Consider the following 14,518-nt stretch of genomic DNA (forward strand, 5'->3'; position numbering starts at 1 on the left):
AAGATGCAATGGGAAACCGTAATCGGGCTGGAAATTCACGCCCAGCTCAGCACCCAATCGAAGATTTTCTCCGCCAGCGCCATCGCCTTTGGCGCCGAGCCCAACACCCAGGCCAGCCTGGTTGACCTTGGCATGCCTGGCACCCTGCCGGTGCTGAATGCTGAAGCGGTGCGCATGGCCTGTAAGTTCGGCTTGGCGATTGACGCCGAAATCGCGCCGAAGAATATCTTTGCCCGTAAAAACTACTTCTACCCGGACCTGCCCAAGGGCTACCAAACCAGCCAGATGGATCACCCTATCGTCGGCAAGGGCTTCTTGGACATCACCCTGGAAGACGGCACGCAGAAGCGCATCGGCATCACCCGCGCCCACCTGGAAGAGGACGCCGGCAAAAGCTTGCACGAAGACTTCCATGGCATGAGCGGTATCGACCTCAACCGTGCCGGTACGCCGCTGCTGGAAATCGTCTCCGAGCCAGACATTCGCTCCGCTAAAGAAGCCGTAGCCTACGTCAAGGCCATGCACGCCTTGGTGCGTTACCTCAATATTTGCGATGGCAACATGGCCGAAGGCTCGCTGCGCTGCGACTGTAATGTCTCAGTACGGCCGGTCGGCCAAGCGGAATACGGCACCCGCGCCGAGATTAAAAACGTCAATTCATTCCGCTTTATCGAAAAAGCCATTAACCATGAAGTGCAGCGCCAGATCGAGCTGATCGAAGACGGCGGCAGGGTGGTGCAGGAAACCCGCCTGTACGACCCAAACAAAGACCAAACCCGCTCCATGCGCAGCAAGGAAGAGGCCAACGACTACCGTTACTTCCCCTGCCCGGACCTGCTACCGGTGGTGATCGAGCAAAGCTTCCTCGACGAAATTCGCGTCACCTTGCCGGAACTGCCCGTGCAAAAGCGCGAACGCTTTGAACGGGAGTTTGGCCTGTCCGCCTATGACGCCGACGTACTGGCCGCCAGTCGTGAGCAAGCTGACTATTTTGAGGCCGTTAACGCTGTGTGTGGCGATGCCAAGCTGGCCGCCAACTGGGTCATGGGGGAGCTGTCTAGCCTGCTCAACAGCGGCAACCTAAGCATCGAGCAGTCGCCCGTTTGCGCCGAGCAATTGGGCGGCATGATCCTGCGCATCAAGGACAACACCATCAGCGGCAAGATCGCCAAGATGGTCTTTGAGGCCCTAGCCGCCGGTGAAGGCGCGACGGCCGATGAAGTGATCGAGAAGAAAGGCCTGAAGCAGGTCACCGACTCCGGCGCGATCGAGTCGATGCTGGACGAGGTGCTGGCAGCCAACACCGAGCAGGTTGAACAGTACCGCGCCAGCGATGAAGCCAAGCGCGGCAAGATGTTCGGCTTCTTTGTCGGCCAGGCCATGAAAGCCTCGAAAGGCAAAGCTAACCCTGCTCAAGTGAACGAGCTGCTGAAGAAAAAACTCGAAGGCTGAGCCGGCTTTTGCGACTAATCGACGCCGGGCCTGCCCGGCGTTCTTCCACTCGGAGTAAGTATAATTGCCCACTCGTAGCCCGGATGCCATCCAGGAAACCCTCAGCCCCCGGATTGCACCTGGGCTACGGGCACGCGCACTGATCCGCAACAGCGTGATACTCGGCGCACTGACCTTGCTCGCCGGGTGCGCCAGCCAGGGCCAGACAGATCCAAACGGTTATCGCGCCGACGGTCAGGCGTCTTATTACGGCGCGCGCCACCACGGCAATAAAACCGCCAGCGGTGAGCGTTTCGACCAACACGCCTTGACTGCCGCGCATCGTAGCCTGCCATTTGGCAGCAGGGTGCGGGTGACTAACCTGCGTAACGACAAAACCGTGGTGGTGCGCATCAATGATCGCGGCCCTTATGCAAAAAAACGCATCATTGATCTCTCGCAACAAGCCGCCAAACAGCTCGACATGCTACGTGACGGCGTGGTGCCCGTACGCATCGAGCAGCTGAGCCAATAAACACAGATACTTACAAATAAGCCCTAATCGCCCCGAGCAGCCTCTGGCGCACGGCAAGCCGATGATTACACTAGCGCCACTTTTCTGGAGCCCCTTGCAATGACCCTGATGACCTTTGTTTACCTGATCATCGGCCTGGTGCTGCTGGTCGCCGGCGCTGAAGTACTGGTGCGCGGCGCAGCCAAACTAGCGGCACAGTTTGGCATTCCACCGCTGATTATCGGCCTTACCGTCGTGGCCTTCGGCACCAGCGCACCAGAAACGGCCGTCAGCGTGCAAGCAGCGATGAACGGCAGTGGCGACTTGGCCATCGGCAACGTGATTGGCAGCAACATCGCCAATATTCTGCTGATCCTGGGCGTGACGGCATTGGTTGCCCCGCTGATCGTCTCGCGCCAACTGATCCGCCTCGATGTGCCGATCATGATCGGCGCGAGCTTGGTGGTCTATGCCCTGGCGTGGGACGGCAGCCTCAGCCGCCTCGACGGTGCCCTGCTGTTCACCGGCGTGGTGAGCTACACCGCCTTTCTGATCATTAGTTCGCGTCGCGACAAGAGCGCCAACGAGGACGACGAGTTCGCTAAGGAGTTTGGCCTTAATGAACCCGTCAAACCTTACGCCTGGGTGATCAACCTAGGGCTGATCATTGTCGGTTTGGTCTTACTGGTCACCGGTTCTAACTTCTTGGTCGACAGCGCGGTTACGCTGGCGCGCGTGCTGGGCATCTCGGAGCTGGTGATTGGCCTGACCGTCGTCGCTATTGGCACCTCACTGCCGGAGCTGGCCACCTCAATCATGGCGGCCATCAAGGGCGAGCGCGATATCGCGGTGGGCAATATCGTCGGCAGCAATATCTTCAACCTGCTCTGTGTACTAGGCCTGGCCTCGATGATTTCGCCTGAGGCCATCAAGGTGGCAGCCAATGCCCTGGCCTTTGACTTCCCGGTGATGATCGCCGTTGCTGTGGCTTGCCTGCCGATCTTCTTCGCCGGTTATCGCATCAACCGCTGGGAAGGCCTGCTGTTTGTTGCCTACTACGTGGCTTACACGGCCTATCTGGTGCTGTCGTCCACCGGCAAGCCGTTTGCCGAGGTGTTTGGTGATGCCATGCTCGGTTATGTACTGCCGTTGACTGCGGTGACGCTGGTGGTGATCGCGGGTCGCGCTTGGCACAAGCAAAAAGCCTGACAGGTGCTAATCGATGTCGGTCACGCCACCAAACGTGACGGGCATCGGCACAAAAAAACCCGGCATAAGCCGGGCTGCATTGTTGCTTGTGTAACTAGCGGCCTAGTCGCTGCGTAGCGGTCACAGCGAGCGGGCGATGATTTCTTTCATGATTTCGTTGGTGCCCGCGTAGATGCGTTGTACCCGCGCATCGGCCCAAGCCCGCGCCACTGGGTATTCCCACATATAGCCGTAACCGCCGTGCAGCTGCACACATTCGTCGAGCACCTTGCACTGCAAATCTGTGGTCCAGTACTTGATCATGGCAGCAGTGGGCACATCCAACTTGCCCTGCAGGTGCAGCTCTAGGCAACGATCGACAAATACTCGACCGATCTGAATTTCCGTGGCCATTTCCGCCAACTTGAAGCGGGTATTTTGGAAATCCGCAATCGCTTTGCCGAACGCCTTGCGCTCACGCGTGTAGTCGAGGGTCCATTGCAGCGCCGCTTCCGCCGAAGACAGTGCACCGATGCCCACGGTCAAACGCTCCTGCGGCAGCTCTTGCATTAGGTAGGCGAAGCCCATGCCGGCCTGACCCAGTAGGTTTTCCTTAGGCACGCGTACATCTTGGAAGAATAACTCGGAGGTGTCCTGGGCCTTCATACCGACTTTTTCTAGGCGCTTGCCTTTGGAGAAACCGGGCGTGTTGGCCTCCACTAAAAACAGGCTGGTGCCCTTGGCTCCGGCTTTCGGATCAGTTTTGGCCACCACAATCACCAAGTCAGCGAGAAAGCCATTGGTGATAAAGGTTTTCGAGCCGTTGATGACGTACTCATCGCCATCGAGTACGGCGTTGGTTTTCACGCCCTGCAGGTCGGAGCCAGCGCCAGGCTCGGTCATGGCGATAGCGGTAACCATTTCCCCGGATACCAGCTTGGGCAGGTAGTGCTGCTTCTGCGCCTCGGTGCCGTAATGCAGGATGTAAGGCGCAACGATGTCGGAATGCAGTGAGAAGCCGATACCGGTCAGGCCCAGACGACCGACCTCCTCAATCACCACAGTGCTGTAAAGAAAGTCCGCCGCCATGCCGCCGTATTCTTCAGGGACATGCGAGCAGAGCATGCCGGCCTCCCCCGCCTTATTCCAGAGTGCGCGATCGATGTGGCCGTCCTTTTCCCACTGCTGATGGAATGGCACCGCTTCTTGCTCAAGAAACTTGCGCACGCTGTTACGAAACTGTTCGTGTTCAGAGCTGAAAATCGTTCTGGGGATCATGGCACTACCTACTCATCGGACCGGGTTCAAAGTGACCACGACTTTAGCCAAGCAAACGCTTGGTTACACTGGACACAAGCGCCAATAAATAAGACGATCCAGCCAGCTCATGACCACTTAGCCTTTTTAAGAACACTAATTATGTCAATTACGTCACCAGCGCCCCTGCAACGCGTCAGCATTCTGGCCACCGAAGGCGTGTTTGCCTCGACCCTGATGCAAGCCAAAGACTTCTTCCACATGGCCAGCCTGCGCTACGGCAAACAGCAGGGGCTGGGGCTGACGCCGACCTTCGAGATCCACTTGGTCAGCCCTGATGGCCTGCCGGTACGCAGCTTCAGTGGCGTGTTGATACCGGTCGATGGCGCGCTGAATGATGCTGACATCATTATACTGCCGGCCTTCTGGGACGACTTTGATGCACTGTGCCAACGTCATCCGCAGGTGCTTAGCTGGCTAAAACAGCGCCACACTGCTGGCAGCGCGATTTGCGGCGAGGCCACAGGGGTGTTCTGGATGGCCCAGGCCGGCCTGCTCGACGGCAAACAAGCCACCACGTATTGGCGCTTCTTTAACGAATTCACCGAGCGCTTTCCCAACGTACTGCTCAACCAAGAAAAGCACTTAACGGACGCCGATAATCTCTACTGCGCGGGCGGCGTCACCTCGGCCTGCGACCTCTATATCTACTTGATCGAGCGCTTCTGCGGTGCCAGCGTGGCCCAGGGTGTCGCCCGCGATATTTTGTATGAGGTGCAGCGCAACTACGCACCCGGCCGCATCGGCTTTGGTGGGCAGAAACTGCACCACGACATGACCATTCTGCAAATCCAGCAGTGGCTAGAAGATCACTTTGCCGACAAGTTCCGCTTTGAAGACGTGGCCCGCGAGCACAGCATGAGCATCCGTAATTTTATGCGCCGCTTCCAAACCGCCACCGGTGACAAGCCGCTGCATTACCTGCAACGCCTGCGTATCGAAACCGCCAAAGGCCTGCTCAGCGCCACGCGTAAAAGCATCAAGACCATCAGCTATGAAGTCGGATACGACGACGCCAGTTTCTTCGCTCGCCTGTTTCGTCAGCACACAGAACTGTCGCCCAACCAATACCGCCGCCAGTTCCAACACAAAGACGGTCACGCTTAAACGCAAAAAGCTGCCCGCAGGCAGCCTTTTCTAAAGAACAGCAACCGCCATATCAGGACTTCTCGCGCTCCAGCGGCTCAAGCTGAGCCCACAAGGCTTGAGCTTCTTCGGTCAGCATGGAGTAGCTGCGAATATCACCACTGCGCTGAGCCTGCATGGCCTCCTCCAACTTGGCGCTGTACTGCTTGCGCAATTTCTTCGCGGGATCACTTTTAAACAAACCGAACATGTGTGGTGCCTCTGCCGAGAAAAACGCCGGGATAAGCGTGCTGCAAGCTTAATTCAGTCGCACGCACAGCTTGGCGAACAGATGTAACAAGGTACTAAGGCCGCACGCTAGCTAAATGTCTGGTCGCGAATTTTCTGCAAGGCCAATGACATTTTCGCCGCGGGCACCCGTTGCAGGTTGCACAGCAATTGGTGGGAAATATCGGCAATACCATGACGCTCGCGCAGCAGCCCCGCCATAAAGCAGGTCAGGTTGGCAGCCATTTCCGCATCAGCCAACGCCCGGTGCGCCTTGCCGGTACTTGGCAAGCCGGCCCAATGGTTAAGGTTGCCCAGCTTATGACTAGGCGCCATGGGCAATAACCGCCGCGACAATAACAAGGAGCAGGCAAACGGCTGCACCCGACGACGGCGAATCAGCGCCAACTCCGCGTCCCAGAATTTTTGATCAAAGCTGGCGTTGTGCGCCAGCAGCGGGCGATCCCCAACAAATTCAGCCACCTCCTGCATCACCTGTGCGGCAGGCGGCGCCGAACGCAGCATGGCGTTGCTGATCCCGGTGAGCTGCTCGATAAACGGTGGCACCCAGGCGCCACTGTTCATCAGGCTTTGATAACGCGCGACGATCTGTCCATCCTCGACGATCACCACGCCAATTTCCGTCGCGCGGGCCTGCTGGGCCGGTGACATGCCAGTGGTTTCAAAGTCGAGTACGGCGATGGAATCTGCAAGCATTGATCAGTTTCTCAGCAACAGGCTGCCTTCAATCGGCACATAACGGCTGGCGGCGCGCACCAGTGATTGCGCGGTCAGCCCTGGCACGCCATAGGCGATCGCCTCGACGCCATGACTGCTGCGGATTTTCTCCAGCAGCATGTCGAAATCGCCATCACCAGACGCCAGCACCACTTCGTCGACGCGCGGCGCGGCGTCCATGATATCGATAGTGATACCCACATCCCAATCGCCCTTGGCCGAGCCGTCGCTGCGCTGGATAAAGGGTTTGAGCTTTACGGTAAAACCGAGGTTGCGCAGGATCTGCTGAAACTGCTGCTGCTTCTGATCACCCCGGTCGATGGCATAGGCGTAGGCTTCGACAATCTGCCCGTGCTGGCTGATATCCGCCCACAGCGCGGCGTAATTAAAGTGGCAACCATAAGCCTGGCGCACGGTGTAATAGAGGTTCTGTACATCGGCGAATACGGCGATCTTCTTCACCGGCAATCCTCATGGCTGGGCGATAGGCGCCGAGCAGTATGCCAGAAGCTGAACGCGTGCTGCGCCCGCATCAATAGGAGGCCTCGCGCGCAATCGGCCGCCGCAATCAGCTAAAGTGGCGACCGCCCTTCTTAAGTTAACGCGCGCCCTCCATGAATTTGTTCTCCGTACTGCGTGACTCCTGGTACTTCTTTAGCCACAACCTCGTGGCGATCGCTCGCTTATGTCTGCCGCTGATCGTGCTCGAAGGCTTGTTACTGCAACAGGTCGGCAATCTAGTGGCTGCCGAATCGGCCACGCTGTCGCGCTTGATCGCCGGCCTGCTGTTCTACCCGCTGTACAGCGCGGCGTTGATTTTGTTTCTTGATGCCCGCAGCCAAGGCTTGCAACCCCACGGCCGCGACCTCATGGCCGCAAGCCTGCGTTTGTGGCCACGCTTTGCCCTGTTAGCGGGGCTCAACACCGCAGCCATTTTGCTCGGCGCATCGCTATTTGTGCTGCTGGGGCTATGGCTGATGGTCAAGTTAGCATTTGCCGAATACTTGCTGGTGTTGCGCGGCCTGAGCCCGATGCAAGCGCTGCAGCAGAGTTTCACGATGAGCCGTGGTTACTTCTGGCCCATGCTCGGCGCCATCCTGATCATCATGCTGCCTTTGTGGCTGCTGGACAGCTGGAGCCAGGCCAACGAAACCTTGGCCAATAATGCCTTGGGCAGCCTGCTGGTGGACTGCATGAGCCGCTTTTTACAGCTGTTTATGAGTGTGGTGGTGTTTCGTCTGTTTATGCTGCGCAGCAGCCAACCGGATGCCGAGTGAGCCCGCCTGATACGTCCCGCAAGGCATATCAGAAACGCCCCGTACGCGGCGGCTTCAAGCCGGATAACCGCGGCAGTAAAACGCGCTCAAATAACTGCGGGAAAAACCGCGCCAATACCCGCGCACGCCAATCAACATTAGACAGCACCAGCAGCCGCCGACGCTTCAATGCGCCTCGGTAGATGGCTTCAGCAACATCCTGCGCCGACGCCACCTTACCCATCGCTAACGGCGGCTGTGCGGCCACAGAACCATCACCGACTAAGGCATTTTTGCGCAGGTCAGTGGCGGTGAACCCCGGGCATACCAGCATCACATTGACCCCAGAACCTGTGAGTTCATAACGCAGGGTTTCAAACAGCCCGTGCAGTGCATGCTTGCTGGCGTTATAGGCGCTGCGATAGAGCAGCGGTGAGAAGCCTGACAGCGAGCTCAGCACGATAATCTGCCCGCTGCGGGCAACTAAACTGGGCAGCGCGGCCTTGGTGCAGTGCAGCGCGCCGAAATAGTTAACCGCCATAATCCGTTGAAACACCGCAAGCTCGGTGTCGGCAAAACTGCTGCGGTGAGTAATACCGGCGTTATTAACCAGCACATCGATACCACTAAAACGCTCGACCGTCAGGGCCATGGCCTGCTCAACGGCCGCCGCGTCGGCCACATCGCAGAGCACGCCTAAGGCCTCAGCGTTGTGGTGATCGGCCAGGTGCTGCACCAAGCTGTCGAGGGCTTGCTGGTCCAGATCAAAAATCACCAGCCGCGCACCGGCCTGGGCCAGACGCATCGCCAGCGCGCGGCCAATGCCCGCGCAGCCGCCGGTGATTAGCACCACTTTGCGGTCAAATACTTTGTTAGCGAACACCTTGCGGTACATAACCAGCCCCCGACCCAGCGTGTGGAAGAGTCTTACTACAACCTGTTATGGCGGTCATCGCAATAAGGCTGTGCTTGTCTGTGCTTAACGCAGCAGACATACCCGCCGTCTAGCGCAGTGCTTGAGCGGGTTGGGCTGCGTGAGCAATGCTGCCCATCCGCTGCGCGCATAGGCTGCTACAACGCCGATCTATTGCTACATCAACAGCTGCGGCAGCCTGAGCAGCGTCATGCTGTAACGGTTGTAACGCTTGCGGGAGGGTGCCCGCACGCGATCTCAGCGCTTACCCTAACACCCTACTTACGCGGTTTAACCCGCGCTGTTGGCTCGGCAACCAGCGGGTCGTCCGGCCAATAATGTTTCGGGTAGCGGCCTTTTAAATCCTTCTTCACCTCGGCATAGGTGCTGCGCCAGAAGTTGGCCAAATCTTGCGTCACCTGCACCGGCCGGCGCGCCGGTGACAACAGGTGCAGCTTGATCACCTGCCGGCCGCTGGCGATGCGCGGCGTATCCGCCAAACCGAATAGCTCCTGCAACCGCACCGCCAATACCGGCGGTTGTTCGCTGTAATCCAGCGCGATACGTGAACCGGAAGGCACTTGTACGCTACGCGGGGCCAGCTCATCTAGGCGCTGCGGCAGTGGCCAAGGCAGCAGGTTTTGCAGCAGGCTGGGCAAATCCAGGTGAGCGAAATGGCTAAGCCGGCTGACTTTATCGAGATAAGGCTGCAACCAGTTTTCCAGCGTCTCCAGCAAGGCAGCGTCGCTGACATCCGGCCATTCGCTGGTGTTTTTGGCGGTTAAATCAAGCGCGCGCAGTAACGTCACCCGCGCTTGCCATTGGCGCAGCTCTGGCGTCCACGGCAACAATGCCAAGCCTTTACGCCGTACCAGACCGAGCAAAGCACGGCTGCGTTGTTGTGCGTCTAGCCCGGTCAAGGCCTCGCGCGACAGCACCAGTTCACCCACTTTGCGCTGGCGCTCGGCACGCAACGCGCCCTCACGCTCATCCCAATCCAACACCTCAAGATTGCTCACCTGCTCGGCCAACACGCTGTCGAACAGCTGCGGTTCAAGCGCTGCAGCTAGGTAGATACGCTCTTCACGCTGGCCCTGTCGGCTGCCCAGATCAGCCACCACTATCCAAGTGTGTTTCATCAGGCCGTCAACTTCGGCAAACAACGCCGCCCGACCATTGGCCAGTCGATACTCGGCGCCGCCGATACGGCGCTGCTGGGCGATACGATCCGGGTAGGCAAACGCTAACAGTGCACCTAGCCAACGTGAATGTTCCGGATCACTGACCGCCTGCGGGCTGGGCCTGCGCTTGAGGTAGCCCTGAAACTGCCGGGCCAATTGCCGCACGCGCGACACGGCGCCACGAGCAGCGTTTTGTTGGCTGGTGCGCGACTCGCCGGCCAATAACGCCAACCGGCTGTGCACATCAGCACCGGCGCCGCGCAGAATGTCGCGTTCGCCGAGTAACGCGGCCAGATCGCAGGCCAATGGACCCAGGCCCAGCTCCTGCCCACGTAACAACAAATGGGCAATACGTGGATGGGTCGGCAGTTCGGCCATGGCCTGACCATGGCGGGTGAGCACGCCCTGAGTATCCACCGCGCCCAAACGCTCCAGTAACTCCACTGCTTGGGCATACGCGGCAGCAGGCGGCGGGTCGAGCCAGACCAGCTCATCGGGCTGCACGCCCCAACGCACCAACTGCAGGGCTAAGCCGGCGAGGTCCGCCTGGAGAATTTCTGCTGTGCCGTAGGCGGCCAACTGTTCATGCTGGGCCTGCGACCACAGCCGATAGCACACGCCCGGCTGCAGACGCCCAGCCCGGCCGCCGCGCTGGGTCGCGGAGGCGCGGGAAATACGTTGGGTATCAAGACGGGCCATGCCGCTGTTTGGATCAAACCGCGGCACCCGCGCCAGCCCCGCATCAATGACCACGCGCACGCCATCAATGGTCAAGCTGGTTTCCGCGATATTGGTCGCCAGCACCACTTTGCGCAGCCCTGCAGGCGCCGGCTCAATGGCCGCGCGCTGAGCGCTAAGGTCCAGCTCGCCATGCAGCGGGCAGAGCAAAATATCCTGGCGAGCGCTCAGGGCTTCAGCTAATTGCTCAGCCACCCGGCGTATCTCCGCCTGCCCCGGCAAAAATACCAACACGCTGCCTGACTCATCCGCCAGCGCCTGCAACACGGTTTGCAGCACTTTCGGCTCAAGCCACTCACCCGCCTGCCAGGGCGCGCCCCAGCGGATGTCCACCGGGAACATCCGCCCCTCGCTGCGCAACACCGGTGCATCGCCCAATAAACCTGCCAGGCGCTCGCCTTCCAATGTCGCCGACATCAGCAGCACCTTTAGCGGCAACTCGCCAGAACCTTCGGCACGAAACATCGCACGGCCATTCAGGCACAGCGCCAGGGCTAAATCAGCGTCCAGATTGCGCTCGTGAAATTCATCGAAAATCACTAAGCCGACACCTTCCAAGGCCGGGTCATCCTGCAGACGCCGCGCCAAGATGCCTTCGGTCACCACTTCGATACGTGTTCGCGGGCCAACCTTGCTGTCTAGGCGGATGCGGTAACCGACGGTTTCCCCCACAACCTCGCCCAGTTCGCTGGCCAAGCGCTCGGCCGCTGCCCGCGCCGCCAAGCGCCGCGGTTCAAGCATGATGATGGTTTGCCCGGCCAGCCAGGGCTGGTTCAGCAACGCCAAGGGCACACGGGTGGTTTTGCCTGCACCGGGCGGCGCTTCCAATACCGCTTCGTCACGCAAGGCCAGGGCTGCACACAGATCGGGCAGCAACACATCGATAGGCAGGGAATTCATGCGGGCTCCATTTCAGGCGCACGATTATAACGGCGAACCTGGCAGGCATTCGTGCTGTCTCACGTGCAGCCAATATTACCGGCGAAATGCAGCAACAGCGCCCGATGCAGCGGCATTGCCCAACGGGCATTGCTATAGTTGCGCCACTTTTCCTATGGAGTTATTCAATGCGTACCCCAACCCGTGTTATCGGTAGCCTGCTGGTCGCCGCGCTGTTCACCCAACTGACCGCTTGTGGAACGCTGTTTTACCCGGAGCGACGTGGCCAAATTGAAGGCCGGATTGATCCGGCGGTAGCTGGATTTAACGCCATCGGCATCTTGTTCTTTGTACTGCCGGGACTGATCGCCTTTGCGATCGACTTCACCACCGGTGCGATCTATCTGCCTGGCGGCATGACTTCTCAGGTCGATCCGCAAGACCTGCACAAGCTGGTCGACGCCGACGGCAAGGTCGACATGCTCCAGCTCAAGGCCCTGATTGATGTGCAAACCGGCCACAGCCTGCCACTGGATGATCCGCGCCTGATCCAGCAAGACGGCGCCGTCGAGCAACTTGCCGCCTTCGGCTTGCGCCCAGCCGCCTAAAAGCATGCCATAGCAGCCGATCATTACGCAGGGCTCGCCCAACGTGCGCGAGCCTGACAGAACGTAGCCATTCTGGATAACCCGTGAACATACTGCCGCAACATGCTCGACTGATGCGCCTCGCAACCTTCGCCGCGCTGGCAACTGCAATCACCCTGGCGCTGGCCAAAGCCATTGCCTGGTGGCTGAGCGGCTCGGTCAGCCTATTGGCAGGCTTGACCGACTCGCTGCTGGATGGTGCGGCCTCGCTGCTCAACCTGATTGCCGTGCACTACGCCTTGCGCCCGGCCGACGAAGACCATCGGTACGGGCATGGCAAGGCGGAGGCCCTTGCCGGCCTTGGCCAAGCGCTGTTTATTGGTATCAGTGCGGTCGTGGTCGGCCTGCATGGCGTCGATCGCCTGTTCAACCCTCAAGCGCTCGGCGCTGCAACACTGGGCGTATTGGTAACGCTGCTGTCGCTGGTTTTGACCGTCGCCCTGCTGCTGTTCCAGCGCCATGTGGTCCGCGAAACCGGCTCCACAGCAATTCGCGCGGACTCGCTGCACTACCGCTCCGACTTGCTGCTCAACAGCAGCATCCTCTTCGCGCTGCTGCTGGCCAGTTACGGCTGGCCACAAATGGACGCATTCTTTGGCATCGGCATTGCCTTCTACATTCTCTGGAGCGCTTTGGGCATTGCACGCGAAGCCTCAGCCGTGCTGATGGACAAAGAACTCGCACCGGAACTAAGCGAGCGTATGCACTTGCTTGCCTGCAGCGTACCCGGCGTACTCGGCGTACATGACCTGCGAACCCGCATGTCTGGCACCCGCTGGTTCGTTCAACTGCATGTAGAGTTATCCAATGAGCTGAGCCTGCTCCAGGCCCATGAGCTTTGCGAACGTGTGGAGTCGGCGATCAGCGCCGAGTTCAGCCGCGCCGAAGTGTTGGTGCATGCCGACCCCGCCAACGTGGTCAACCCTCCGCCGGCCACTTCACCCAGCGACTAGAGCAAATACTCTAAAAGACCTAAACTCGCATCGCCCCACCCCACAACAATAAAATTGAGGAGCGAACCGATGACCCTAACTGCAACCGCCCTAGCCTTGCTAGGCCTTGTCGCCTGGACCCTGCTGCTGGTTTTTCTGCTTGTCAACCAGCGCGGCATGCTGGTGCTCAGCGGCAAGATGGCCGTGAATGCGTTTAACCCTGATGGCAGCAATACACCCAGCGCATTTGGCCAACGCTTGGTACGCGCCCACGCTAATTGCTTGGAAAACCTGCCGCTGCAGGCGGCGCTGCTGCTGTACGCCATTGCCACCGCACAAACCGCCATAACCGAGCCTTTGGCGTTAGTGTTGCTGGGCGCGCGCGTGTTCCAGAGTGCCGTGCATTTGCTCAGCACCGGCCCACTGTTTGTTTGGCTGCGCTTTGCCGGGCTGCTTGCCCAGCTGGCCATTCTCGCCTGGTGGCTGCTGCTGTTTGCCGGTCTTGTTGGCTGATAGCGACACACAACAAAAAAGGGGGAAGCCTGCAGGCCTCCCCCTTTTTTGCGTGTCCATCATTGTGGCGTGGGTAACGCCTTTTCTGCGCCCGCCTGGTTGGGCGGTGCGGACCCGGGTGCCGCGACGATCCGGTAAGATCGGCGGCTGCCGCTCACCGGGTTGGGCGAGGCGGCTGGACGTGTCGTCCGGGCCTTGAAGTTGAGATAAAGCTTACGCCCGCCAAGGCAGCGAAAGATTGCTAAGATTGCTCAAATACCGACTACTTGCGCAATTAATAACTACAAGGTCATGATTAAGCGCAATCGAAAAACAAAGAGCAGCCTTTATGAACAAACTTGATCGTTACGACCTGAATATCCTCGCTGAATTGCAGCGCGACGCCACCCTGTCTAATCAAGACCTGGCCGAACGCATTGGCCTGTCGCCTTCGCCCTGCTCGCGGCGGGTTAAACAACTGCAAGACGATGGCTATATCCTCGGCCAAGTCGCCCTGCTCGACCGTAAACAGTTGGGCCTAACCCTGACCGCCTACGTGCTGATTGGCATGGACCGGCACACGCCGGAGCGCTTCGAGCACTTCCAGGAAGAAATCCGCAAATGCCCGCAAGTGCTTGAGTGCTGCCTGGTCACAGGCATGGACGCGGACTACCAACTGAAGGTCGTGGTGCCGGACATGGATCACTATCAGAAGCTCTTGCTAGGCACCCTGACCCGCATCGAGGGGGTTTCCAGCGTGCGCTCCAGCTTCGTGCTGCAGCAGATTCTTTCCAGCACCCAGCTGCCCCTGCAGCACCTGCGCGCCTGATCACAGCCTGCGACTTTACGTCCATCGCGGTGCCGTTAGGCAACCGCGTATACTCGCCAGCGTTCCGCTGTGCCTTGTGCGACCCGCCTAATAAGAGCCTTGCGCTCAAC

15 protein-coding genes are annotated in these 14,518 nt (G+C 59.3%); 9 read left to right on the forward strand and 6 right to left on the reverse strand.

The window, feature by feature from the left end:
• Positions 1-3: 3 nt before the first annotated feature.
• The 3 genes from gatB (at position 4) to WF513_RS14230 (ending at position 3,154) form a co-directional block, all read left to right on the forward strand.
• Positions 4-1,452 carry an Asp-tRNA(Asn)/Glu-tRNA(Gln) amidotransferase subunit GatB gene (gatB, locus tag WF513_RS14220; RefSeq protein ID WP_339080045.1) on the forward strand — a complete coding sequence of 483 codons (1,449 nt, stop codon included), beginning with the start codon at positions 4-6 and terminating at the stop codon, positions 1,450-1,452.
• Between the two features lie 112 nt (positions 1,453-1,564).
• Positions 1,565-1,966, forward strand: coding sequence for a septal ring lytic transglycosylase RlpA family protein (locus WF513_RS14225; RefSeq protein WP_339083594.1), 402 nt, complete (start codon positions 1,565-1,567; stop codon positions 1,964-1,966).
• A gap of 99 nt (positions 1,967-2,065) precedes the next feature.
• Positions 2,066-3,154, forward strand: coding sequence for a calcium/sodium antiporter (locus WF513_RS14230; RefSeq protein WP_339080046.1), 1,089 nt, complete (start codon positions 2,066-2,068; stop codon positions 3,152-3,154).
• Between the two features lie 120 nt (positions 3,155-3,274).
• Here WF513_RS14230 and WF513_RS14235 read toward each other — a convergent pair whose 3' ends face one another.
• Complete coding sequence (locus tag WF513_RS14235) at positions 3,275-4,411, reverse strand: acyl-CoA dehydrogenase family protein (RefSeq protein ID WP_339080047.1); 1,137 nt, start codon at positions 4,409-4,411, stop codon at positions 3,275-3,277.
• Positions 4,412-4,651: 240 nt separating this feature from the next.
• Here WF513_RS14235 and WF513_RS14240 point away from each other — a divergent pair, with 240 nt between their 5' ends.
• A complete protein-coding gene (locus WF513_RS14240) occupies positions 4,652-5,557 on the forward strand; it encodes a GlxA family transcriptional regulator (RefSeq protein WP_339083596.1) in 906 nt (301 codons plus the stop codon).
• 52 nt (positions 5,558-5,609) lie between these two features.
• Here the strand turns inward: WF513_RS14240 and WF513_RS14245 are convergent, their stop codons facing one another.
• The 3 genes from WF513_RS14245 to WF513_RS14255 form a co-directional block, all read right to left on the reverse strand.
• Entirely contained in the window at positions 5,610-5,786 is a 177-nt protein-coding gene (locus tag WF513_RS14245; RefSeq protein WP_339080048.1) for a DUF6435 family protein, read from the reverse strand.
• Between the two features lie 107 nt (positions 5,787-5,893).
• Positions 5,894-6,520: a 3'-5' exonuclease gene (locus WF513_RS14250; protein ID WP_339080049.1), complete on the reverse strand. Its 627-nt coding sequence runs from the start codon at positions 6,518-6,520 to the stop codon at positions 5,894-5,896.
• Between the two features lie 3 nt (positions 6,521-6,523).
• On the reverse strand, positions 6,524-7,003 hold the full coding sequence (locus WF513_RS14255) for an NYN domain-containing protein (RefSeq protein ID WP_339080050.1): 480 nt from the start codon (positions 7,001-7,003) through the stop codon (positions 6,524-6,526).
• Between the two features lie 152 nt (positions 7,004-7,155).
• Between WF513_RS14255 and WF513_RS14260 the strand changes: the two genes are divergently transcribed.
• Complete coding sequence (locus WF513_RS14260) at positions 7,156-7,818, forward strand: hypothetical protein (protein WP_339080051.1); 663 nt, start codon at positions 7,156-7,158, stop codon at positions 7,816-7,818.
• 28 nt (positions 7,819-7,846) lie between these two features.
• Here WF513_RS14260 and WF513_RS14265 read toward each other — a convergent pair whose 3' ends face one another.
• Together WF513_RS14265 and hrpB are read right to left on the reverse strand one after the other, a co-directional pair.
• Positions 7,847-8,692, reverse strand: a complete 846-nt coding sequence (locus WF513_RS14265; RefSeq protein WP_339080052.1) for an SDR family oxidoreductase — start codon at positions 8,690-8,692, stop codon at positions 7,847-7,849.
• Positions 8,693-8,988: 296 nt separating this feature from the next.
• A complete protein-coding gene (gene hrpB, locus WF513_RS14270; RefSeq protein ID WP_339080053.1) occupies positions 8,989-11,529 on the reverse strand; it encodes an ATP-dependent helicase HrpB in 2,541 nt (846 codons plus the stop codon).
• Positions 11,530-11,696: 167 nt separating this feature from the next.
• On the opposite strand from hrpB, the gene WF513_RS14275 reads away from it, so the two are divergent.
• The 4 genes from WF513_RS14275 (at position 11,697) to WF513_RS14290 (ending at position 14,408) form a co-directional block, all read left to right on the forward strand.
• Complete coding sequence (locus WF513_RS14275) at positions 11,697-12,116, forward strand: polyribonucleotide nucleotidyltransferase (protein ID WP_339080054.1); 420 nt, start codon at positions 11,697-11,699, stop codon at positions 12,114-12,116.
• Positions 12,117-12,229: 113 nt separating this feature from the next.
• The gene (locus WF513_RS14280; protein WP_339083598.1) at positions 12,230-13,108 is read left to right on the forward strand and encodes a cation diffusion facilitator family transporter; all 879 of its coding nucleotides are present in this window, start codon (positions 12,230-12,232) and stop codon (positions 13,106-13,108) included.
• Between the two features lie 69 nt (positions 13,109-13,177).
• Positions 13,178-13,600, forward strand: coding sequence for an MAPEG family protein (locus WF513_RS14285; RefSeq protein WP_339080055.1), 423 nt, complete (start codon positions 13,178-13,180; stop codon positions 13,598-13,600).
• A gap of 328 nt (positions 13,601-13,928) precedes the next feature.
• A complete protein-coding gene (locus WF513_RS14290; RefSeq protein WP_339080056.1) occupies positions 13,929-14,408 on the forward strand; it encodes an Lrp/AsnC family transcriptional regulator in 480 nt (159 codons plus the stop codon).
• The last annotated feature ends 110 nt before the right edge of the window (positions 14,409-14,518 follow it).

Origin of the sequence: Pseudomonas sp. TMP9 (genome assembly GCF_037943105.1) — a bacterium.
Lineage (GTDB): Bacteria > Pseudomonadota > Gammaproteobacteria > Pseudomonadales > Pseudomonadaceae > Aquipseudomonas.